Consider the following 23333-nt stretch of genomic DNA (forward strand, 5'->3'; position numbering starts at 1 on the left):
CTGCCTAAAACATATTAACATGAAAAAAATAATCATAACTGGAGTAGTAGTCATAGCCTCATTAGTAGGTATTATGTATGTTTTAAACAAAAACAAAGCAAACACCGAAGCAAATATTGCTGAAGTAGCCAAAACCAATGCCGCTGTAGCAGTGCGTGTGGCTGAGGTAGATTTTCACGAAGTAAACAGTCAGTATGTAACCAACGGAACTTTTGCACCAAAACAAGAAGTGATGCTTTCTGCCGAAACAGGTGGTAGAGTGGCGAGTGTATTGGTAAGCGAAGGCAGTTTTGTACGACCAGGGCAAACTTTGGCTGTAATCAATGCCGACAAACAAAATGTAGGTATTGCCAATGCTCAAGCAGTGTACAATCAGGCACAAGCAGAGGTAGCTCGTTTTGAAGGAGCTTATGCCTCGGGTGGAGTTACCAAACAACAATTAGATCAAGTGAAATTGCAATTGGAAAACGCTCGAAACAATCTGAAAAGTGCTCAATTGCAAGCAGCTGATGTAAATGTGAGAGCCTCTTTTGCAGGAGTTGTAAACAAAAAAATGGTAGAGCCAGGTGCGTTTGTAGGACCAGGACAACAAATGTTTGAAGTGGTAAATGTGGCTTCGTTGAAAATGAATATTACCGTAGATGAAAAAAATATTGCTTCTGTTCGCGTAGGACAATCGGTAAAAGTAGTTTCAAACGCATTGCCAGATCAAGAATTTGAAGGAAAAGTTTCGTTTATTGCACCAAAGGCAAATGCAGGGTTGAATTTTCCAGTAGAATTGGAAATTCGTAACAATGCTACCAACGATTTGAAAGCAGGAATGTACGGAACTGCCTATTTTGGAGCAGACCAAGCAGTAAAGGCATTGGTTGTACCTCGTAGTGCCTTTGTAGGAAGTGTGAGTTCAAATCAGATGTTTGTGGTAAAAGACGGAAAAGCTGTTTTGACGGAAGTAGTAGCTGGTCGTACATTTGGCGATTATATAGAAGTGGTTTCTGGTGTAAATCAAGGAGAAAAAGTAGTTACTTCTGGTCAAATCAATTTATTGGACGGAACAGCTATTGAGGTTATTAAATAGTTTTTTCTCTGTCATTCAGAACGAATGAGGTACGAATGAGGTGAAGGTTTTTTAAATATTTTTGATTTTGAAAGATCTCCCCTGTCGTCGAAATGACAAAATTAAACATAAAATAAAATTATTTTCAAATGAAAATATCAGAAATATCTATCAAACGCCCAAGTGTGATTATTGTATTGTTTATCATACTTACTTTAGGAGGATTGTTTTCTTACACACAAATGGGCTACGAGTTGATTCCAAAGTTTGAAACCAATGTAATCAGTATTCAAACCGTTTATCCAGGAGCAGCTCCATCGGAAGTTGAAAATTCCGTAACTAAAAAAATCGAAGACGCCGTTTCTTCGCTCGAAAGTGTAAAGAAAATCGAATCAAAATCAATGGAGAGTGTTTCGGTGGTAATGATTACCCTAAACACCGGTGCCGATGTCAATTATTTGTTGACAGATGCTCAACGAAAAATCAACGCCATTGCCAATGATTTGCCCGACGATGCCAAAACACCTTCGTTGAATAAATTCTCTTTGGATGATTTGCCGATTATGAACCTTTCGGTTACTTCCAATTTAACAGAAAAAGATTTGTACAATCTCTTAGATGAAAAAATTCAACCGATTTTCTCACGATTAAACGGTGTAGCGAAAACCGATTTATTGGGAGGTGAACAAAGAGAAATTCAAGTAAGCATTTACCCAGAACGATTACAAGGATACGGATTGACGATTCCGCAAATTAAGCAAGTCATTCAAATGTCGAATATGGATTTTCCAACGGGAAATATTCAAACCAGAGAAAATCAAACCACCATTCGTTTGTCGGGAAAAATTAGTACCATAGACGAATTGAGAAATTTGCCTATCACCACACCATACGGAGGAATGATTCGTCTTTCGGATGTAGCTGATGTACAAGATGGTATCAAAGAAATTACGAAAATCGCTCGTATCGATCAGAAAAATACCATTTTGATGAATGTCTATAAGCAATCAGATGCCAATGCCGTTGAGGTTTCCAATTTGGTAAAAGAAAGCATAGCCAAAGTAGAACAAGAATATGCACAGCAAGGGGTGAAAGTGACCTTGGCAAACGATACCACAGATTACACTATCAAATCGGCAAACAATGTGATGTTCGACTTGTTTTTGGCTGTCGTATTGGTAGCGGTAATTATGCTGTTTTTCTTACACAGTTTGCGTGATGCAGCCATTGCAATTGTTGCGATTCCGTTGTCGTTGATTGCCACTTTCATCGGATTGAATCTGATGGGCTATACACTCAACTTGATGTCTTTACTCGGACTTTCGCTTGTAGTTGGTATTTTGGTGGACGATGCCATTGTGGTAATCGAAAACATTCACCGCCACTTGGAAATGGGTAAAAACAAAGTAAGAGCTGCTTACGACGGAGCCACAGAAATCGGATTTACCGTTACGGCGATTACCTTGGTTATCGTGGTAGTATTCTTACCGATTGCCGTTTCATCGGGCTTGGTGTCAAACATTTTGAGACAATTCTGTGTTACTGTAGTAGTTTCTACATTGTTGTCATTGTTGGTATCATTTACTGTAGTGCCGTGGTTGTATTCGCGATTTGGAAAATTGGCACATATCAATAAAAATTCATTCTTTGGAAGTATATTGTATTATTTTGAAGCAGGACTAACCAAATTAACCAACTGGATTTCAGGAATTTTGAAATGGAGTTTGGATAGTCGTAAAAACAAAGTAATTACCTTGTTGATTACTATTGTATTGTTTGTTGCTTCTCTTATGTTACCAGCCAAAGGATATATAGGTTCGGATTTTTTTCCAGGAAATGACAAAGGAGAATTTTTGGTACAATTAGAGTTAAACAAAGACGCTTCATTAGAAGAAACCAATTTTGTAACTCAACGATTGGAAAAAATATTGGTAAACAAACCAGAAGTAGTGCGTACGATTACAACCGTAGGACAATCGTCTGATGGTATGGGGGCAACTTCAGGAACGAAATATAAATCAGAGGTACATATTTTCTTGGAAGATGGGCATAGCAAAAAAATCCCTACCGATGTATATGCAGCCAAGTTGAAAAGAGAATTAGAACCACAATTATTGGGTGCAAAGATAAAAACGGTAGAAATGGGTATTATGGGAGCAGAACAAGCACCATTGAACCTTACTGTGATTGGTACTACACAAGAAGATGCGATGTTGTATGCCAATAAAGTAGCTGATATGTTGAGAAATATTCCAGGAGCTACAGAGGTGAAATTGACTTCTGAAGACGGAAATCCAGAAATCAATGTAAGAGTAGATAGAGATAAGATGACTTCTTTGGGATTGAATGTAGCTACAGTAGGAGGGGTGATGCAAAATGCCTTTTCTGGAAATACAGACGCCAAATTCCGAACAGGAAACTCTGAGTTTGACATCAATATCAAATACGATGAAAACAAAAGAGGAAGTGTCGAAGATGTACGAAATCTAAAATTTATCAATCCACAAGGGCAAAGTATTACATTGGAGCAATTTGCCGATGTATCGTTTAGCTCAGGGCCAACATTGTTGGAACGAAGAGACAAATCTCCATCGGTATCTGTACAAGCAAAAGTAGTAGGAAGACCAGCCGGAACTATTGCCGAGGAATGGAAAGAGCAATTTGATAAATTGGAATTAAAACCAGGTGTTGCCTTTATGTGGGGAGGAAATATGGAAAACCAACAAGAAGGATTTGGTACATTGGGAGTAGCCTTACTTGCATCCGTATTGTTGGTATATTTGGTAATGGTAACCTTGTATGACAGTTTCTCTACGCCATTTATCGTATTGATGTCGATACCATTGTCATTCATCGGAGCTTTGTTGTTGTTGGCGTTGACCAATCAGACCTTGAATATTTTTACTATATTGGGTATTATCATGTTGATTGGATTGGTAGCTAAGAATGCCATTATGTTGGTAGACTTTGCCAATGCCAAAAAAGCCGAAGGAGCCAGTACTTACGATGCCTTGGTAGCTGCAAACCAAGCCCGTTTCCGTCCGATTTTGATGACGACGATTGCGATGGTAATTGCGATGATACCTATTGCAATGGCACAAGGAGATGGAGCTGATATCAACCGAGGATTGGCGATTGTAATCATCGGTGGTTTGATATCATCCTTGTTTCTTACTTTGGTAATCGTACCTGTAGTATATTCGCTATTTGACAGTATGAGCCGTCGATTTGGTAAAAGCGAAAAAATAAATTACGCAGAGCTAATGGAAGCGGATTATGAGGAAGAGGAAGTAAGTTTAAATTAAAATAACAATGTTTTTAAACAGACTAAACAAAAAAAATAGTTATGTAACTGAAATACAAGAAAGTTAGTTTTTTGTGCTGAAATTATTGACAGTGAAAAATTTCCTTTGAAAATCAATTGTTTATAAGTTGATTGTAAAAAAGTAACTCAAATGAGTTACTTTTTTTGTTGTCTAAAATATAAGTGTTTATTTGCTTTTTGCTAGAAATTCAGGCAATTGTAGGGAGCAATTGTCTATATGAAAGCAAGGAGTAAATGGGCGTTGAGATTTATATTATATTAACCCATTGTGCATTATGAAATAAATAAAAAAAAGTTGTTCATTTAACTGAAAAACAGTATATTTAGTTCGCTAAAACAAATCAAAAATGAATAACTTAGGACAAATCTAAGATTCAACGAAGCTAAATATACGAAAGAGTTTTAGAAGTTTTAAAAAAGTTTTTCCCTCATCAGCTTTTCCCTTATCAAAGGAGAAAGCCAAAAATGAGTGATTTAGAACTTGTGAGTTTGAATTTAACTGCTGAATATTTAAGTATTGATAGTGAAATGCAACTGTTTAGAAAACTACCTAATTCTTTGAAAACCAAAAATAGAAAGGAGTGTTTACAACAAAAGAAAACGAAATCTTTTTTATCATATAAATCAGATTAGGGAAAAACTTGCAATGTGTTTTAATAAAAAGGAAAGCTATTTTGTAATTGATAGTATGCCTTTGAAAATATGTGAAAATGCTAGAGCAATGAGAAGTAAAATTTGTAGAGACGAAGATTTTTCATATCCTGATTATGGTTTTTGTGCCAGTCAGAAGTTACATTATTTTGGTTATAAATTACACATTATCTGTTCTATAGAAGGAGTCGTGCAAAGTTTAGATATGACTCCAGCATCTGTTCATGATGTTCACTATTTAAAAGATGTTAGTTCTCAAATTCAAAATTGGCTAATTCATATTATTTTAATGCTTTGTATGCCGAAGCAAATAAATACTATGGTCAGTTGTTTGCAAAGTACGGATCAGAAGCGATTTCAGAGGAGTATTACTACTGCTATGTACAAACCTTGGAACATGTAGGAGAGAATGCCTTGTCAAAGAAATACTACGATACCTCTGTACAAAAAGTAGGGAGTGAGAAACAAGTAGCCAAATTCAGAGCATTGGAAAAAGAATTGCGAGATCAAATCAAAGCCAACTCAATCCATTACCAAGATCAGAGTTCATCATCATTAGTATGTAATCATCATACAATATGCGATAAAGAAAAACCCCCTCATACGAGGGGGGTGATTGAGTGTGGGAGTGATATATTAAAAGTGGAAAGTTTTTGTAATTTAATATAATGATATACAATAAGATATTATAAGTTTTTGTTTTTGAGATAGTTGTGTGTTTTTTATTGAATAATATGTTTTTTAATCTATATCCTAAATAAATAGAAGATATAAATGTTAATTTTTTTATTGACTAATAATGTTTAAAGTGTTGTATTTCAGTGTGTATTGTGTTTTTTAAAGACCTTTTAAGTAATAAAGGAGTGTAAAGAAGTATCGATAATATTTGTTAATGAAAAATAAATATATAAATTTGCGTGATAACTAAATTCAATTTTATTAATATGAAATCAAAGTTTACATGGTTTTTTACTATGGTACTTGTGATGTTTGTGCAAATAGGTTTTGCTCAAACTAAGCAGGTATCTGGTATTGTGAAAGACACCGACGGATTTCCATTAGAAGGAGTGTCTGTTGAGATTGTCGGTACATCAGAAGGTATAAGTACTGATGAAGACGGTGCTTATAAATTAAATGTTAAGGTTGGAGACAAAATTTCTGTTTCGATGATGGGTTATAAAACTCAAATTATGACAGTAGGTTCTTCAGCTGTTTTAAATTTTACTCTTCCTTATGATGATGAAGGAGAAGAGCTACGAGGTATTGTAATTGACTCTTATCGAACAATTGCAAATGAAAAATCAAACACAGCCAATTCGGTTGTTTCTTCAAAAACGATTGAGGGAAGACCAAACGCATCGTTTGTACAAACTTTACAAGGGCAAGTGCCAGGTTTGAATATTGCTACAGGATCTGGGCAACCTGGTTCATCAAACTCATTAGTTCTTTTGCGTGGTATTGGTTCGATTAATGGTAATATTGAGCCGTTGTTTGTGGTTGATGGAGTGCAAATGAACGGAGCTAATTTTAGAAGTATAAATCCAAATGATATTGAAAATATTACAGTATTGAAAGATGCTGGAGCAACTTCAATCTACGGAAATCGTGGTGCTAATGGGGTAATTGTTGTTACTACAAAAAGAGCAAACTTTGAACAAGATTTGCAAGTGAAGTATGCTGGTTTAACATCTCTTTCTACTATTCAAAAACATAAATACGATTTATTGGATTCTCAAGCTTTGATGAAATTAGATAATGAATCAGGACGATTGAAAACTAGAAATTGGACAACAAAAGAAATAAATGAAGCGATTAATACAGATTGGATAGATCAATTCTTTAGACAAGGAATAGCTCAGTCTCATACTTTGTCTTTTGCTTCTGGATCTTCTAATTTAGGACAATTTACTTCAATTGGTTTTAACCAACAGGAGGGTATTTTGAGAAATACAGATTTGAAAAGATTTAACTTTAGAAACAATTTGAATGGTCGTTCTAAAGACAGAAGGTTGACATTTAGCACAGGGTTGACTTTTAATTATTCTCGTTCAAATCAAGCAGTAGGCTTAGGTCAAGGTTATGTTAATCAAAATCCGACAGTTGCGGCATTGAGAGGTGCACCGTATTTTAATATTAATCGTTATGATCCTAATGATTCTTATAAATCTATTGTAAAGATCTACAATACGGCTAATAATAGTAATTTTGTGAAATTAGCACCTTTTTTGATTGAAGATTTATTAACACATTTTGTGAATTACACAGATGAAATTAAATCTATTGCTAACGGACAGTTAAATTATGATTTAGGAAGAAACTTCTCTACTGGTGTTTCTTTTGGTTTAGATTATACGGCAACAAGAGGGGTTAGATATGAGTCTCCTCGTTCATTCAATGCTGAATTGTATAAAGAAGAAAATCAAGATTATGGTGGTTTTGAATCAGAGTCTAATCTTAGTCAAGCAATCTTTAATACGATTTCTAATTTGAAATGGGGGAAAGAGTTTGAAGGAGGACACGATTTAAGAGCAGGAGTATATTTAGAATATTTGAGAGCTTTTTCAAATTCATCATCTTTGACTCAAAATGGTTTACATCCATATTTTTCAGGTCCTGCTTATGGAACAGGTTGGATTCGTGATGGAAAAGATAATGATTTTTATGTGCCGTCTATTTCTAAAGGAGTGGCGACAGCAGGGTTGTTTTCATATTTAGGTTCTTTAGATTATGATTATAAATCTAAATACGGATTTAGTGCAACTATTAGACGTGATGCTTCTTTCCGTTTCTCAGAAGTAAATAGATGGGGAACTTTCTGGTCAGTGTCTGGACGTTGGAATTTAGATAGAGAAGAATTCTTGAAAAACTCTGAGACAGTAACTGCTTTGAAATTGAGAGCTTCTTATGGTACAGCTGGTAATCAAGATATTTTAGGAACAGGTGTTTTTGGAGCGAGTGGTTTATTTAGAGAATCTTATCAGTTAAGTGGTAGTTCATATTTTGATAAACCAGCGATTTTAATAACAAATATTCCTAATATTAATTTGCAGTGGGAAACTATTGAACAAGCCAATGTGGGTATTGATTTCGGATTTTGGAATAATCGTTTGAGAGGTACTGTTGATTTATACCAAAAAACAACCAAAGATTTGTATCAAGGAAGACCAGTGTCAGCTATTCACGGAACTACATCTATCAATGATAATATTGGTTCTATGAGAAATAGTGGGGTTGAGTTGGTTTTGGCAGGAGATGTAGTAAGAAAGAATGACTTGAGAGTAACTTTGAATGCGAATGGATCTTACAACAAAAATGAAATCTTGAAATTGGCATCTCCAGATGAGAACGGAGCGGTATGGAATGGAGGGCGTACTACATTACGCGAAGGTGATTCGTATGGACAGTTTTACTTGGTAAAATACGCAGGAGTGAATCCAGAAAATGGTAATTTGTTGTTCTACGACAAAGATGGTAATAAAGTAGAAACATTTAAAAATACCGATCGTGTATTTACAGGAAAATCTTTCATTCCTAAATATCAAGGTGCATTTGGATTGGATGCTGAGTATAAAGGTTGGTTTGTGAATGCAAACTTTACTTTTGTAAAAGATGTGTATAGATATGATTCTGATTATCAATCATTGATGGATCCGAGAAACTTAGGAAACTTTAATGTGTCTGCAGATATATTAGATTATTGGTCGTCTACAAATACAAATGGAACGATTCCATCTTTGAAAGCTACGAATTACGATTATCAAGCATATTCAGATAGATTCTTGAAAGATGCTTCTTATGTGCGTTTGAGATATTTGTCTTTAGGATATAATTTCAGACCTCAACAGCTAACACATTTAAAATTGTCAGGGTTGAGAGTTTTTGCACAAGCAGAAAACTTATATACATGGACAAAATGGAAAGGTTGGGATGCGGAATCTTTTAGATCTTCAGATTATTCACAGTATCCTACTCCAAAAACAGTTTCATTTGGTGTAGAGGTGTCTTTCTAATAATAATTTAAATTTAAAAAAGATGAAAAATAAATTAATAATAGCAATGTTAGCATTAGGTACTTTAGCTACTTCTTGTACTGATGCTTATGATATCGTTCAAAAAGGAGAGGTAAACGTTGATACCGATGCTTTCAGAACAGCAGCTGACATTGTTTCTGGGTTAAATACCGTGTATTCATCAATTCCTGTAGGGACAGAAATAGAATTTAACTCTGTATTTACTGATGAAATAGCGATTGGTTTGGAGAATGGAGGACAAGGTTTATTGAGAGGTGAGTATAATTTCTTTATGGAGCCAGGTTCTAGTTATGCTTCAAACTTGTGGGGGTCTTATTATTTAATGATCAATAGATTGAATAGATTAGAGGCTACTGCAATTAAACTTTTAGACGCAACTACTAATCAAAATGAAAAATTAGATTTTAAAAATGCGTTAGCTGAAATTTATGTTTTGAGAGCTTATGCACATTACAAGTTGTTCTCTTATTTTACTCCAGATTATAAGAATGATAAAGGAGAATCTATCATAATATTAGATCACGTTCCTCCTGCAGATTATTCTTATAGTTTGCCAAGAAACAATGTGAAAGATGTTGTTGATTTTATTATGGCAGATTTGAAGAAAGCAACAGACTCTCGTAGTTCTTGGGGGACTTCTTCATATTATGTGAATTTGAATATGATCAATGCAATTAGAGCTAAGTTGTATGCAATGGTTGCTAAAACACCTTCTGATTGGCAAAAAGTAGTTGACTATTCTAAAGATGCTTTGATAGGTAAGAGAGCAATTGGTCAGTCAGAGTACCAAGAGATGTTCAAAAGAGATGGTTCGATGGGAGAATTTGACGAGTCTATTTTTGTTATGAAATCTACATTAAATACAGGACCTCGTCCAGTAAGTACTTGGTATACCGTTAGAGCTTCAAGTGATGGGTCTCCTATCTATGAAATGGGGAGATCTTTGTACAACGAATTGGATAATTTAGATAAAGGTGCACCTGTTGGAGAGTATGATTTTTCTAAAGCAAGAAATGATGTTAGATATACAGTGAATTTATTACCTTCAGGTGTGTTTCCAGACAATAAAGGTACAAAAGTATTACTAAATTACGATACAGCACCTGTTTCACAGTATAAAGGAGAAGATGTATTGTTGATTGGTAAATTTAGAGGTTTGGTAGGAAATAATTTAGCCAACGACGTTCCTTTGATTAGAGCATCAGATATCTTGTTGACAATGGCTGAAGCCATGGTTGAGTTAAATCAACCACTAGGAACAGTTCCCGTAGCTATTGATCCTGATGATATAGTAGGTAATTATTCAAGTGTTTATAATGTTTTATATACAATAAGACATCAGCGTAGCATTGATTATTCTAAAATTAATTTAGTAGCTCCTGTTAGCAAACAAGATGCGTTCAATATGATTTTGAAAGAAAGAAGAGTTGAATTGGCATTTGAAGGGCATCGTTATTTAGATATGAAGCGTTTAGGAGCTAAAGCAGGTTCAGAAGGATTTGTAAGATACAGTAGAGATTGTGAAGGCTTGGTATCTTGTAGTTTACCTGTAACAAGTCATAAAATGACACTACCTATTCCACAGGTAGAGTTGAATGGTAATTCAAAAATAAATTCTGCTGATCAAAACCCTGGATATTAATATTTATTATTATAAAAAAACCGCCTCTTTTGAGGTGGTTTTTTTTGTTTTGCATTATTTTGTTTTATTTTTAATAGTATATTTGTGTTTTAATTTTAAATTATGAAACGTGTGTTGATTACTGGTGCTGCTGGGTTTATTGGTTCGCATCTTTGTGATAGATTTATTAAAGAGGGTATGTACGTTATTGGTATGGATAACCTTATCACTGGCGATTTGAAAAATATCCAACACTTGTTTTCGCATCCACATTTTGAATTTCATCAGCACGATGTAACCAAATTTGTACACATACCCAATCACCTCGATTATATACTGCATTTCGCTTCTCCTGCAAGCCCTATAGATTATCTAAAAATTCCGATTCAGACATTGAAGGTGAGTTCGCTTGGGACTCATAATCTTTTAGGTTTAGCAAGAGTGAAAAAAGCTCGTATTCTCATAGCGTCAACATCTGAAGTATATGGTGATCCACTGGTGCATCCACAGACGGAAGATTATTATGGAAATGTAAATGCTATCGGACCTCGTGGAGTATATGACGAAGCCAAACGCTTTCAAGAATCACTGACGATGGCATATCATACGTTTCACGGTTTGGAAACACGTATTGTAAGGATTTTCAACACCTATGGTCCTCGTATGCGTGTAAATGATGGTAGGGTTATTCCTGCTTTTATGGGGCAAATTTTACGCAACGAACCACTCACAGTGTTTGGTGATGGAAATCAAACGCGTTCGTTTTGCTATATAGACGATCAAATAGAAGGTATTTTTAGATTGTTGATGAGTGATTATCACTTGCCTGTAAATATTGGTAATCCAGAAGAAATCACTATAAACGAATTTGTGAAAGAAATTGCTCAATTGGCAGGAAAAGAGGTTGAAATAGTAAATAAACCGTTGCCTGTAAACGATCCATTACAACGAAAACCAGATATTTCTTTAGCTATACAATTGCTCAATTGGGAACCAAAAGTAGGTCGCTCTGAAGGATTGAAATTGACTTTTGACTATTTTAAAAGTTTGTCATCAGAAGAGCTAAATAAAGAAGCACATAAAGATTTTTCAAAATATATATATTAAATAAATGAGTACATTTTCCTTAGGTCGTTATTCAAAATACATTCGTACAATTACTATCTGTTACGACCTTCTGGTGTTGTTATTCGTTTTAAACTACCTATTAAACTATCATTTTTTTTACTTTTATTCAGCCACTGTTATAATTGTTTGGCTGGTGGTTTCAATGCTAACTTCGTATTATGAAGTTTATAGATTTACGAGTTTAAAAGAAATTTTTATCAAAAGTAGTAAACAGTTTTCTTTATTTGCTCTTTTGATATTTTGTTTTGATACACTGATTAATTTTTCCATAGAATTAAATTTTTTATTGAAATTTTTCAGTTGGGTGTTATTGTTTATCTTGGGGTTTAAATTAATTACTTTTTTTTCTCTTAGATATTTTAGAAAATATTTCAATGGAAATAATCGTGTGGTTTTGACTATTGGTAAAGATGAACGCACACAACAACTCAATAGATTTTTTACTACAAAAAAAATATATGGATATAATTTAAAACATGCATTAAACGAATTTTCAATCGAAACATTAGAAGAAATAGTAAAACATGAAAAAATTGACGAAATTTACGTTTCTTTGAGTGACTTTGATGTCAATCAATTGAAACAAATCATTTTGTTTACGGATAATTATTTTATCAATTTAAAATATATTCCAAGTGAAAAAGAAATAATTATTAAATCAAAAAATATTCAATTTTACGGAAATATTCCGATTATTTCAGAGTATAAAACACCTTTGCATAATTCGTTTAACCGATTTATAAAGCGATTATTTGATATACTATTTTCGATTTTAGTCATCGTATTTATCATGTCTTGGTTGTTTCCATTGATTGCTTTGTTGATAAAATTGGATTCAAAGGGACCAGTTATTTTCAAACAAAAGCGAAATGGATTGTATTACAAAGAGTTTGATTGCTACAAATTTCGTTCGATGTATGTAAATAAGGAAGCTCATACATTACAAGCCAATAAAAATGACTCTCGTGTAACAAAAGTGGGGAAATTATTAAGAAAAACCTCTCTCGATGAAATGCCTCAATTTTTCAATGTTTTTATTGGAAATATGTCTGTTTGTGGTTCACGACCTCACATGCTCAAACTCACAGAAAAATACGAAAAACAAGTTTATCGATACAAGTTGAGACATTTTGTAAAACCTGGAATCACTGGGATGGCACAGACACACGGATATAGAGGGGAAATTACCTCAAAAGAGACCATTATCAACCGTGTGAAATACGATATATTTTACATAGAAAAATGGTCGTTATGGATGGATATAAAAATCGTCTTTTTGACAATAAAAAATATGTTGTTGGGAGATGAAAATGCTTATTAATACTGTAAATTTGTACAAAATATACAAAATATGAAAAAAATATTATTGTTGGGTTCTGGAGGAAGAGAACACGCCTTGGCATGGAAAATATTGCAAAGCAATCGTTGTGAAAAATTGTTTGTAGCTCCTGGAAATGCAGGGACTTTGCAAATTGCTGAAAATGTATTATTAAATCCAAATGATTTTCAAAAGGTAAAAGAGTTTGTTTTAAACAATGGGGTAAATATGGTCGTAGTAGGTCCTGAAGAACCATTGGTAAACGGAATTTACGATTTTTTTGCTGAGGATAGCCAATTGAAATCTATTCCAGTAATTGGACCATCTAAAGTTGGAGCTCAATTGGAAGGAAGTAAAGATTTTGCGAAACAATTTTTACAAAAACACAATATTCCTACTGCAAGATACCAATCGTTTACTAAAGAAACGGTAGAACAAGGATGTGAATTCTTAACTACATTATCAGCTCCTTATGTGTTAAAAGCCGATGGTTTGGCAGCAGGAAAAGGGGTGTTGATTATCTATAATTTGGCAGAAGCTCAACAAGAATTGAGAAATATGTTGGTGGATGCAAAATTTGGTAATGCATCTTCAAAAGTAGTGGTTGAAGAATTTTTGGATGGAATAGAGTTGTCTTGTTTTGTGTTGACTGACGGAAAAAGCTACAAAGTATTGCCAACAGCCAAAGATTATAAGCGAATAGGAGAGGGCGATACAGGTTTGAACACAGGAGGAATGGGAGCAATTTCTCCAGTGCCATTTGTAGATGAGGCTTTGATGAAAAAAATAGAAGAAAAAATTATCAAGCCTACAATAGAAGGATTGCAAAAAGACAATATTACTTACAAAGGGTTTGTTTTTATCGGATTGATAAAAGTAGGGGATGAGCCTTATGTAATCGAATACAATGTGCGTATGGGAGACCCAGAAACAGAAGTAGTAATGCCTCGTATCAAATCGGATATTGTAGAGTTATTTGATGCATTGAGCAACCAAACCCTTGACCAAGCAACCTTGGAAATCGACGAAAGAGCAGCGACAACTGTTATGATTGTATCAGGTGGATATCCAGAAGATTATGAAAAAGGAAAAGTAATCACAGGAATCAAAAATGTGCAAAATTCTATCGTATTTCACGCAGGTACTACCGAAAAAGACGGTAAAGTGGTAACAAGCGGAGGTCGTGTATTGGCGATAACTTCGTATGGCGAAACATTTAGAGATGCACTAAAGCAATCGTATGAAAATGTAGATAAAATCGATTTTGAAGGAAAGTATTTCAGAACTGATTTAGGATTTGACTTATAAAAAACAAAAACACCGCTCAAAAGGCGGTGTTTTTTTATATTAAAAGTTAGATTTAAATTGCTCCAAAAAGCGTACGTCGTTTTCAAAATACATACGAATGTCTCCGATTTGATACAACAGCATCGCCATACGCTCCAATCCCATTCCAAAAGCAAATCCTGAATATTCCTCAGGGTTGATATTTGATGCTTTCAATACATTAGGGTCAACCATTCCACATCCCATGATTTCGAGCCATCCTGTACCTTTGGTAATGCGATAGTCTGTTTCGGTTTTTAATCCCCAATACACATCTACTTCAGCACTCGGCTCAGTAAATGGGAAATACGACGGACGCAAACGGATTTTTGATTTGCCAAACATCTCTTTTGTAAAGTACAACAAGGTCTGTTTCAAATCGGCAAACGATACATCTTTGTCGATATACAATCCCTCTACTTGGTGGAAAATGCAGTGCGAACGCGAAGAAATCGCTTCGTTTCTAAATACTCTCCCTGGCGAAATCGTACGAATCGGCGGTTGATTGTTTTCCATGTATCTCACTTGCACAGACGAAGTGTGCGTACGCAACAAATACTCTGGATTGGTCTGCACAAAGAAAGTATCTTGCATATCTCTTGCAGGATGGTGTGCAGGAAAGTTCAACGCCTCGAAATTGTGCCAATCATCCTCAATCTCTGGACCTTCCGAAACATTAAATCCGATAGAAGAAAAGATGTCAATTACTTGATTTTTTACCAATGAGATAGGGTGTCTTCCTCCAATGTTTTGTGCAAAACCTGGACGCGTAAGATCTCCGTAAATCGCATAGGCACTGTTTTGATTGTCCAATTGTTCTTGAGCGTCTTTTATCTTGTTTTCTACCAAATTTTTCAGCGTATTAATCGCCTGTCCAAACGATTTTTTTTGATCGTTGGGTACATTTTTAAATTCGGCAAATAAATCGGTCAAAATTCCTTTTTTTGATAAGTATTTCAAACGCAAAGACTCCATTGTCTCTTTGTTTGTAATTTGGAAATTTTCAACTTCTTTGAGTAATTGTTTTATTTTATCTATCATGAGATTACATTTTGTAAATCAGGGTGCAAAAATACGTTTTTTTTAGTTTGTTTTCGTTAAGAAATGTATTCTTTTTCCAAAAAATACTGAACCACAGCTTCTTTCATTAACACACTTTGTTCGCCCGCTTTTAGCATAGGCAATTGTTCTACCATATTGTAATGAGGCCAACCGTCTTGATCAAAATGACTAAAGCTGTAATAACCAAAGGGTTCGAGTAGTCTGCAAATCGCAATATGCATCAGATTTACTTTATCGTCTTTTTTAAATTTTCTCTTGTATTGTCCTAATTCTTGCACGCCGATAAGGTAGATGATTCCCTCCAAATCCAAGGTTTCTCCATCTCCAAATTGTTCAGAAATTTTTTGTTGTAATGTTTCCCAGCGTTGTTTCAATTGTTCGTCTCTTGCCATAATTTTTTTTGTTGTGGCAAAGATAGAGAATAATGTACAAAGTACTAAATTGAAAGAAAATCAAATTTTATTGACAAAATGAAAAATATTTTAGTATTATGTGTAGCACTTATTTTGAAATAAGGTCTGTTTTTTATGATAGGACAAGAAATAACATTAGGTAAAAAAGTAAAATATCAGTACATTTGCAACAAATCATTTTGCAAAATTCATGAAATACATCGATCGATACAGAGACGAAATCGCAAATTTTATTGAAAACATTCAATACAAAAAAAATCCAGATCATTTATATGAACCAATCGAATACATTCTGAACCTTGGTGGAAAACGTATTCGATCAGTTTTAACATTGTTTTCGGCTGAAATTTTCAATACGCCTTCTACAAAGGCATTGTATGCTGCGGTGGCAATCGAAATGTTTCACAATTTTTCGTTGATTCACGACGATATTATGGACGACGCTCCATTGCGTAGAGGAAACCAAACCGTACATGAAAAATGGAACCTAAATACAGGAATTCTTTCGGGTGACGCTATGTTGATTTTGGCATACCAATATTTTGAAAACTATCCACCGGCAATTTTTAGAGAATTGGCACAGTTGTTTAGCAAAACCGCCTTGGAAGTATGCGAAGGGCAACAATGGGATATCGATTTCGAAACCCGAAAAGATGTGTCGATAGAGGAATATATCCAAATGATTGATTACAAGACGGCTGTGTTGGTGGGAGCGGCCTTTCAAATGGGTGCTATTGTTGCCGAAACTACCAAAGAAAACAAACAAAAAATCTATGATTTTGGGCGTTATTTAGGTATTGCCTTCCAGTTACAAGATGATTATTTGGATGCGTTTGGAGACCCATTGACTTTTGGAAAACAAATTGGTGGAGATATTTTAGAAAACAAAAAAACCTATTTGTATCTAAAAGCCTTGGAAAATGCCAATGACAATCAAAAAGCTGAATTGATAAAATGGTTTAGTACTACCGAACTTTCAAAAGAAAAAGTAGATGCAGTAAAACAATTGTTTGTAGAAACTGGGGTAATTGCAGATTCTGAAAACCTCATCAAAGAATATACAGACAAAGCTTTGGATTTGCTAAATCAATTAGATATTGCAGAGGATTATAAAGAAGAGTTACGAGAGTTTTCTCTCAATTTGATGAATCGTACGGTATAAAATAAAATTAAAAAATAGAAATATGAAAAGAATTTTACTATCTCTTAGCTTATTGCTATCTTTTTATTGTGGATTTTGTCAAACTACTGAAAGCGGTGAAGGTATTATTCCTTATTCTGTAAAAATCGTCGATGATGTGATTAAAATCAATGAAGAAGTCGAACTGAGAAAAGGTGATAAACTTTTGGTATTTGTACCATATAGAAATCAAAGTGACTTTTTGACAATTGAAAAAAAAGAAGGTTTGTTGAGTGTAAAAAACTTGTCAAAAGTAACTGATATAGTTGGAACTGGTGCAGTAGCTGTTGGTTTAGGTTCAAATAACTTAAATACATCTTTAGGAGCGTTGGAAGTGTTAAGAAAAACAACAGCAGTTTCATATGGTTTGGATGTGTTAAATGATATCAACAGTTTGCCTATTTCTAAAAATGCAAAAAAAATTGCTGGAAAAGATTTTGAAATAACCAAAATCGAAAGTGATGGAATGGGTAACATTCAATTGGAAGGTGTCATTGAAAAGAAAAAATATACCATTTCACTTGTAGAAGCATTGATGATTGGTGAAGTGAAGTTGAAAAATTAAATAAAAAAGTGAAACGAATTTTCGTTTCACTTTTTTATTTCTTTAGAAAAACACTTGAAGAAACGGATTCCAAGCATTTACATAAATACTATTGCTGTTATGCAATACATTGTATTTGATACCCATCGTCACGCTTCCCATATTATACCCAGCTCCTATAAATAAGGCTGTGTTCCAGAAGTTGTTTTCGCTTTTTACATTGTAAATATTTGTGACGGTACTGTTTATACGCAATTGTTCCAATTCTGTCATAAGCTGGATCTGTGGTATTGGATTTCCTATGACAATTGCCGAACCTCCATATATCGATGCTTTTGAATGATTTCCAAAAGAATGGTAACCATAATGTACGCCCAAACCAGCTCTTACATACTGATTGATGGGTTTTACCGCTTTTGGTGCTACAATAATCGATGTACGATTGTTGCTTCCAAAACCAAAACCTATATCTCCTCCAAATTGCACATCGCTAAAAAACGACTTTACTGGTGAAACCTGCGGTGTTTCGTATTCTTGTGCTACTGCATAGGTGCTAAACATTATTCCCAATGCTAATGTGATTATTTTCTTCATAACATCATAAATTTATTAATAGGTCGCTCCTACGGAGCGTTACCTACTCCTTTGTCCCGCCAAATAAGGGATACTTAATTATAAATTCTGAAAGAAATCATTTCCTTTATCGTCAGTGATGATGAATGCTGGGAAATCTTTCACTGTGATTTTTCTTACTGCTTCCATACCCAATTCTGGGAAATCTACCACTTCTACATGCAAAATATTTTCTTTTGCCAAAATCGCTGCAGGGCCTCCAATCGAACCTAAGTAAAATCCACCGTGTTTTGCACAAGCGTCTGTAACTTGTTGCGAACGGTTTCCTTTTGCCAACATAATTTTCGAACCTCCGTGTGCTTGGAACAAATCCACATAGCTGTCCATACGACCTGCGGTGGTAGGACCAAACGATCCCGACGGCATTCCTTCTGGAGTTTTTGCTGGTCCGGCATAATACACAGGATGATTTTTGAAATACTCTGGCATTGGCTCTCCTTTGTCGAGTATTTCTTTGATTTTTGCGTGAGCAATATCTCTGGCTACGATTACTGTACCGTTGAGTTTCAAGCGTGTTTTGATTGGATATTTGGTCAATTCTGCCAAAATTTGTTCCATCGGTTGATTCAAATTGATTTCTACCGGTTGCTCTAAATGCGGTGCAGTTTCTGGCAACAATCTCGCTGGATTAGTTTCCAATTGCTCTACAAATATTCCTTCTCCGGTAATTTTTCCTTTGATATTTCTATCAGCCGAACAAGAAACTCCCAATCCTACTGGACAAGAAGCCGCATGTCGAGGCAAACGAATTACTCGTACATCATGTACCAAATATTTTCCTCCAAACTCACTCCTACACCCGATTCTTGACAGATTTGCTGTACGCGTTTTTCCCACTCCAAATCTCTAAAGGCTCTACCACCCATAGTTCCTGTGGTTGGCAAATTGTCATAATATCCTGCCGATGCTTTTTTCACCACTGCCAAGTTTGCTTCTGCCGATGTACCTCCAATCACCAATGCCAAGTGATACGGCGGACAAGCAGCTGTACCCAAATCCATAATTTTTGCCTTGACAAAATCTTCCAAAGATTTGTCGTTTAGCAAAGATTTTGTCTGTTGATATAGGAAAGTTTTATTGGCAGAACCTCCTCCTTTTGCCAAAAATAAAAATTCGTATGTATTGCCTTCGTTGGCATAAATATCTATTTGTGCGGGAAGGTTTGACCCTGAGTTTTTTTCTTCAAACATCGAGATAGGCACAATCTGCGAATATCTCAAGTTTTTGTTGATGTAGGTGTTGTAAATTCCTTTTGACAAGGCTTCGGCATCATTTACACCTGTAAATACATTTTCACCCTTTTTTCCCATCACAATCGCCGTACCTGTATCTTGACAAGAAGGCAATTGTCCGTTGGCAGCTACTACGGCATTTTGCAATAAGTTATAGGCTACAAAACGGTCGTTGTCAGTAGCTTCTGGGTCGTCGATAATCATGCGAAGTTTTTCCAAATGCGAGGTACGCAACAAAAAAGAAACATCGGTCATGGCTGTTTCTGCTAACAGTTCCAACCCTTTCGGATCTACAACCAAGATTTCTCTATCTCCCATTTTTTCTTTTTTTACATATTCTGAAGTGATTTTTCTATACTGAGTATCATCTTTTTGCAAAGAAAATGGCTCTTCGTACATAAAGTCTGACATATTCTATTTTTTATTGTTGTTATCAACTACAAATGTAAGGATTTTTTGCTATAAAAAACATCAACTTCTGAAATCATGAAGTTGATGTTTTTAAACTATCTTGTTTGAATATTACAATCCAAGACGCAATCCTATTGTCCAGAAGCTTGGTGATTGGTTTTTGAATGTTTCGTCTAAGTCGTATTTGAAAACCAATGAAGTAGATTTGTATCCTACAGAAGCTTGCAATCCATATTGGAAGGTGTTGGCTTGGTAATCACCTCTATATTTAGACTTTACCGAATATCCATTTTCCTCATATCTAAAGATCTGTTTTGAATTTATGTTTACTCCCGCATAACCACCTATTCCAACCTTAAATCCAGTATCTTTGTCTTTTCCAAAGTTGAAATTCATTTGTACAGGCAATGTCAAATAAGTATTTCTCAACTTTGCATTCGTGTTTGCTGTATTTGGAAGGATTTCGAGTTGTTTTGCATTATTTACATTAAATTGATGTCCTTTTTTCAAATGTGATACATTGTAGTTGAATGTAATACCGTAAGACAATGATACATTGTTTTTCTTATCAAGTGGCGATGTGGCCATAAATCCCCATTCCCAATTCATGTTTTTTACATCTTCAAAAGCTGAATTTGGTATTAATCCATCAAATTTTCCAAAACCAAAACCAAAGATAGGTCGAAATTTTGTAGATAATTTCTTTACATCTTTCAAAGGATTTTTGTCTTTTACAATTTTGCTGAAATCAACGTCGTCGTCTTCTTCTATTATTACTTCCACAGCTTCAGCTGCTTCCATTGTATCCCAATCTTCAAACCACTGTGCATAGGTGATATTACTTGTTACTAGCTCAACCATACTTTCTGTTTTTGATTTTTCCAATTGAGCCAAGATGTACTTTTTCTCGTCTTGAGAGATACTACCATTTTTTGCTGCAAATTCTACTGCTTCAATTGCTTTTGTGTAGTTTTCTTTGTACGATTTCAAATCTTTAGAAATTTGTTCGTTTGAAACTTCTTGAGCAAATGCAATGCTTCCTACTAGCAAAGAAGCCAAAATCAATGTTTTTTTCATGATCTATATGTTTTTTAATTAGATTCGATTTTCTGATCTCAGTTTCCAATATCTCAATAATCCTGCCAAAGACATCCAGCAAGGGTTGGCATATTCGTAAATTTTGATTTCTCTTTCACTCAATCCTGATTTTGAATAGGTTTTATGTACAAATTGTATAAAATCTTGGGTTGCAATTTCTACATCAATATTGTTTTCAAAATATGGTTTGATGAAATTTGCCGAATTGTCCAGTTCTGTTTCCAGTTGTTCCAACAGTTCTGTGGGGTTGTGATGCTGAGCAAAATGAGTTAAATACAAAGATTTCGGTTGTTTGGCACGGATTTTCTCTATTGATTGTTTCCACAATTCGATGTTAATATCAGGCGGTGGGCAGGGCGGTATCACAGGTCCATTAGCGATTTTGCATCCTGCCACATCGCCTGTAAAAATGATATCGTCTAAGAAATAGCTGTTGTGATGTACGGCATGACCAGGAGTGTAAAGTACCTCGATGGTCGTATCGCCAAAATGGAGCAAATTGCCCTCGTCTGCCGCTATCAAAAGCGTTTGATCGATGGGTTGCATCGTATACCCCACAGCGTTTGCATTTGGTCTCCGTAGATCATTGCAGCCGAATTCCACAATTTTTCGGGATTGTGCAAATGTTTTATTCCATGAGGGCTTACGAAAATTTTCGTTCCGTTTTGAGCAAATTTCCAAGCCGCTCCTGCATGATCGAAGTGAATATGCGTAAGTAAAACTGCTTGAATATCCTTTGGTGTGTAACCAAAAGTTGCCAACGCCTGTTCGAGTTGTTTGAAAGTAGATTCAGGTCCCGATTCGATGAGTATAGGCCAATAGAGGTTTCTATAAGAAAAACCCCAATAGATTCTTCCGTGTTTTGAAAAGCAAGGTCTATGGTATGGATGTCCATTTTTATTGATGTTTGTTGCAAATATAGCGAATTAGCCAATTTTTCGAATAGAGATTACGGAAGAAAAAATCTGTTTTATTTCTCACTTTTATAAAAATTAAGAGGTTGTATTATCGACAGCCTCTTTAGGATAATAGTATTTGAATATAGAACAATCGAAAAGAACATTTAATATTTTGCAAACCATTCAAACTTTTTTTGAAATCTATTGTCTTCAAAAAACATGTCAACTGGATAATAATCAATTGTGTCTTTTTTGATAACTATTCTATGCTGTAGATTTGTAATATGCTTTTTATAAGAAAGAAATTTATGCGTAGAATTTTGCAAAGTTTTTATCACAAATTGAGTACAATATAACTCATTTTCATTGTCTGAAAATGTATAATTGAACTTTATGTTATTTTTCGACACTTCATCGATTCTATTTTGAATAATTTTTTTATCAAAAGGTATTGCATGATAAATAGAAATGTAATCAATGTTTTCTTTGGTTTTATCTAAAAAAGATTCTATTTTTTCTGAATGAAAAGAACTTTCTTTCGAAAAATCATTCATTACATGATATACTGTCCAATGGTTTTGATTATACAACAAAATTCCGACATGAGATACATCTTTATGGTGTAAATTAAACTTTTTAGCTAATCCACCTTCTTTAGACTCTGTTCCTCTAAAAATCAGATAAACAGAATCTTTATAAAGATTTTCAAGCAGAACATCCTCCGTATTTGAAGGATGTTTACATGAAAACAATGCTGAAATTACAACAATATTAACAAATAGTTTTTCGAGTATTTTCATTTATTTCAATCTAAATTCCAACCCAATGCTTGCATTGTTGAACTTATAGGTTTCTCCTGCGTGTTTGATTGTTGAATAAAAATCACTTTCATAAGACAATTTTACACCTACGCTGTATTTTGCACTTTGTGTAAGCATTGTTCCTACTTCAACTCGCATTCCAGTAGAAAAACCATCAAACGATTGTTTTTTTATATATTGTGTTTGTGAAGCAACCAATGATTTTCCATACAACCCAAATTCCAAAAACGGGGCGATGGTGTTTTCTTTTGTATCGGCAGAAATTCGCACAGATACAGGTACACTTATAAAATGATTGACTGTATTGGTTTTTAGATGATTTTCAAAAGTAGAACCGTTATACGCCAAACCTGTTCTAAAGGTTAAATTGTCTTTTTGAAAAACCGTCTTTTTCAAACCAGCAAACATATTTTGCCCAAACAAAGTACCGTGATTTGCTGTCATTACAGTTGTTAATCCCAATCCTGTTTCCAATGAAACTGTTTCTCTGTTTGTTTCTTGCCCATAACTTACCAAAGTTCCTGCAAGTAATAATGCGATTGTGTGTTTCATAATCTTTCAATATTATTTTATGAGTATCAAG

The 23333-nt window shown here is 34.6% G+C and carries 18 protein-coding genes and 2 pseudogenes; 11 read left to right on the forward strand and 9 right to left on the reverse strand.

From position 1 onward, the window contains the following. Positions 1 to 19: 19 nt before the first annotated feature. The 9 genes and pseudogenes from AB4865_RS03075 (at position 20) to purD (ending at position 14439) form a co-directional block, all read left to right on the forward strand. Positions 20 to 1078, forward strand: coding sequence for an efflux RND transporter periplasmic adaptor subunit (locus AB4865_RS03075; protein ID WP_372474268.1), 1059 nt, complete (start codon positions 20 to 22; stop codon positions 1076 to 1078). A 128-nt stretch (positions 1079 to 1206) separates the two neighbouring features. Continuing rightward, positions 1207 to 4362: an efflux RND transporter permease subunit gene (locus AB4865_RS03080; RefSeq protein WP_372474269.1), complete on the forward strand. Its 3156-nt coding sequence runs from the start codon at positions 1207 to 1209 to the stop codon at positions 4360 to 4362. Positions 4363 to 4769: 407 nt separating this feature from the next. Further along, positions 4770 to 5301, forward strand: a pseudogene (locus AB4865_RS03085) (IS982 family transposase); the annotation flags it as partial. After that, a complete protein-coding gene (locus AB4865_RS03090; protein WP_372474925.1) occupies positions 5301 to 5702 on the forward strand; it encodes a hypothetical protein in 402 nt (133 codons plus the stop codon). The pseudogene AB4865_RS03085 and the gene AB4865_RS03090, both read left to right, overlap by 1 nt. Before the next feature lie 275 nt (positions 5703 to 5977). Continuing rightward, entirely contained in the window at positions 5978 to 9043 is a 3066-nt protein-coding gene (locus tag AB4865_RS03095; protein WP_372474270.1) for a SusC/RagA family TonB-linked outer membrane protein, read from the forward strand. 22 nt (positions 9044 to 9065) lie between these two features. Beyond that, complete coding sequence (locus AB4865_RS03100; protein ID WP_372474271.1) at positions 9066 to 10706, forward strand: RagB/SusD family nutrient uptake outer membrane protein; 1641 nt, start codon at positions 9066 to 9068, stop codon at positions 10704 to 10706. Positions 10707 to 10808: 102 nt separating this feature from the next. Next, positions 10809 to 11792, forward strand: a complete 984-nt coding sequence (locus AB4865_RS03105) for a UDP-glucuronic acid decarboxylase family protein (RefSeq protein WP_372474272.1) — start codon at positions 10809 to 10811, stop codon at positions 11790 to 11792. A 4-nt stretch (positions 11793 to 11796) separates the two neighbouring features. Next, complete coding sequence (locus AB4865_RS03110) at positions 11797 to 13134, forward strand: exopolysaccharide biosynthesis polyprenyl glycosylphosphotransferase (protein WP_372474273.1); 1338 nt, start codon at positions 11797 to 11799, stop codon at positions 13132 to 13134. Between the two features lie 30 nt (positions 13135 to 13164). Further along, on the forward strand, positions 13165 to 14439 hold the full coding sequence (purD, locus tag AB4865_RS03115) for a phosphoribosylamine--glycine ligase (RefSeq protein WP_372474274.1): 1275 nt from the start codon (positions 13165 to 13167) through the stop codon (positions 14437 to 14439). A 39-nt stretch (positions 14440 to 14478) separates the two neighbouring features. Here purD and pheS read toward each other — a convergent pair whose 3' ends face one another. Further along, the gene (gene pheS, locus AB4865_RS03120) at positions 14479 to 15498 is read right to left on the reverse strand and encodes a phenylalanine--tRNA ligase subunit alpha (RefSeq protein ID WP_372474275.1); all 1020 of its coding nucleotides are present in this window, start codon (positions 15496 to 15498) and stop codon (positions 14479 to 14481) included. A gap of 56 nt (positions 15499 to 15554) precedes the next feature. Next, on the reverse strand, positions 15555 to 15911 hold the full coding sequence (locus AB4865_RS03125; RefSeq protein WP_372474276.1) for a hypothetical protein: 357 nt from the start codon (positions 15909 to 15911) through the stop codon (positions 15555 to 15557). A gap of 211 nt (positions 15912 to 16122) precedes the next feature. On the opposite strand from AB4865_RS03125, the gene AB4865_RS03130 reads away from it, so the two are divergent. Further along, positions 16123 to 17094, forward strand: a complete 972-nt coding sequence (locus AB4865_RS03130; RefSeq protein ID WP_372474278.1) for a polyprenyl synthetase family protein — start codon at positions 16123 to 16125, stop codon at positions 17092 to 17094. Positions 17095 to 17116: 22 nt separating this feature from the next. Continuing rightward, the gene (locus tag AB4865_RS03135; protein ID WP_372474279.1) at positions 17117 to 17677 is read left to right on the forward strand and encodes a hypothetical protein; all 561 of its coding nucleotides are present in this window, start codon (positions 17117 to 17119) and stop codon (positions 17675 to 17677) included. Between the two features lie 42 nt (positions 17678 to 17719). On the opposite strand, the gene AB4865_RS03140 is transcribed toward AB4865_RS03135, so the two are convergent. The 7 genes and pseudogenes from AB4865_RS03140 to AB4865_RS03170 form a co-directional block, all read right to left on the reverse strand. After that, positions 17720 to 18250: an alpha-ketoglutarate decarboxylase gene (locus AB4865_RS03140; protein WP_372474281.1), complete on the reverse strand. Its 531-nt coding sequence runs from the start codon at positions 18248 to 18250 to the stop codon at positions 17720 to 17722. 78 nt (positions 18251 to 18328) lie between these two features. Continuing rightward, positions 18329 to 19932, reverse strand: a pseudogene (locus AB4865_RS03145) (fumarate hydratase). A gap of 111 nt (positions 19933 to 20043) precedes the next feature. After that, on the reverse strand, positions 20044 to 21009 hold the full coding sequence (locus AB4865_RS03150) for an outer membrane beta-barrel protein (protein ID WP_372474282.1): 966 nt from the start codon (positions 21007 to 21009) through the stop codon (positions 20044 to 20046). Between the two features lie 18 nt (positions 21010 to 21027). Continuing rightward, positions 21028 to 21576: a hypothetical protein gene (locus AB4865_RS03155; RefSeq protein ID WP_372474283.1), complete on the reverse strand. Its 549-nt coding sequence runs from the start codon at positions 21574 to 21576 to the stop codon at positions 21028 to 21030. Continuing rightward, the gene (locus AB4865_RS03160) at positions 21549 to 21791 is read right to left on the reverse strand and encodes an MBL fold metallo-hydrolase (protein WP_372474284.1); all 243 of its coding nucleotides are present in this window, start codon (positions 21789 to 21791) and stop codon (positions 21549 to 21551) included. Before AB4865_RS03160 ends, AB4865_RS03155 begins: the two co-directional genes overlap by 28 nt. Before the next feature lie 302 nt (positions 21792 to 22093). Next, positions 22094 to 22729: a hypothetical protein gene (locus AB4865_RS03165; protein ID WP_372474285.1), complete on the reverse strand. Its 636-nt coding sequence runs from the start codon at positions 22727 to 22729 to the stop codon at positions 22094 to 22096. Beyond that, complete coding sequence (locus AB4865_RS03170) at positions 22730 to 23302, reverse strand: hypothetical protein (protein ID WP_372474286.1); 573 nt, start codon at positions 23300 to 23302, stop codon at positions 22730 to 22732. Positions 23303 to 23333: the final 31 nt, after the last annotated feature.

Source organism: Capnocytophaga sp. ARDL2, from assembly GCF_041530365.1.
Classification (GTDB): domain Bacteria; phylum Bacteroidota; class Bacteroidia; order Flavobacteriales; family Flavobacteriaceae; genus Flavobacterium.

What these genes read in the sequence shown, in the direction of transcription:
- AB4865_RS03075 (WP_372474268.1), top strand. Translation starts at nt 20, where the DNA reads ATGAAAAAAATAATCATAACTGGAGTAGTAGTCATAGCCTCATTAGTA.
- AB4865_RS03080 (WP_372474269.1), top strand. Translation starts at nt 1,207, where the DNA reads ATGAAAATATCAGAAATATCTATCAAACGCCCAAGTGTGATTATTGTA.
- AB4865_RS03095 (WP_372474270.1), top strand. Translation starts at nt 5,978, where the DNA reads ATGAAATCAAAGTTTACATGGTTTTTTACTATGGTACTTGTGATGTTT.
- AB4865_RS03100 (WP_372474271.1), top strand. Translation starts at nt 9,066, where the DNA reads ATGAAAAATAAATTAATAATAGCAATGTTAGCATTAGGTACTTTAGCT.
- AB4865_RS03105 (WP_372474272.1), top strand. Translation starts at nt 10,809, where the DNA reads ATGAAACGTGTGTTGATTACTGGTGCTGCTGGGTTTATTGGTTCGCAT.
- AB4865_RS03110 (WP_372474273.1), top strand. Translation starts at nt 11,797, where the DNA reads ATGAGTACATTTTCCTTAGGTCGTTATTCAAAATACATTCGTACAATT.
- purD (WP_372474274.1), top strand. Translation starts at nt 13,165, where the DNA reads ATGAAAAAAATATTATTGTTGGGTTCTGGAGGAAGAGAACACGCCTTG.
- pheS (WP_372474275.1), bottom strand. Translation starts at nt 15,498, where the DNA reads ATGATAGATAAAATAAAACAATTACTCAAAGAAGTTGAAAATTTCCAA.
- AB4865_RS03125 (WP_372474276.1), bottom strand. Translation starts at nt 15,911, where the DNA reads ATGGCAAGAGACGAACAATTGAAACAACGCTGGGAAACATTACAACAA.
- AB4865_RS03130 (WP_372474278.1), top strand. Translation starts at nt 16,123, where the DNA reads ATGAAATACATCGATCGATACAGAGACGAAATCGCAAATTTTATTGAA.
- AB4865_RS03135 (WP_372474279.1), top strand. Translation starts at nt 17,117, where the DNA reads ATGAAAAGAATTTTACTATCTCTTAGCTTATTGCTATCTTTTTATTGT.
- AB4865_RS03140 (WP_372474281.1), bottom strand. Translation starts at nt 18,250, where the DNA reads ATGAAGAAAATAATCACATTAGCATTGGGAATAATGTTTAGCACCTAT.
- AB4865_RS03150 (WP_372474282.1), bottom strand. Translation starts at nt 21,009, where the DNA reads ATGAAAAAAACATTGATTTTGGCTTCTTTGCTAGTAGGAAGCATTGCA.
- AB4865_RS03155 (WP_372474283.1), bottom strand. Translation starts at nt 21,576, where the DNA reads ATGCAACCCATCGATCAAACGCTTTTGATAGCGGCAGACGAGGGCAAT.
- AB4865_RS03165 (WP_372474285.1), bottom strand. Translation starts at nt 22,729, where the DNA reads ATGAAAATACTCGAAAAACTATTTGTTAATATTGTTGTAATTTCAGCA.
- AB4865_RS03170 (WP_372474286.1), bottom strand. Translation starts at nt 23,302, where the DNA reads ATGAAACACACAATCGCATTATTACTTGCAGGAACTTTGGTAAGTTAT.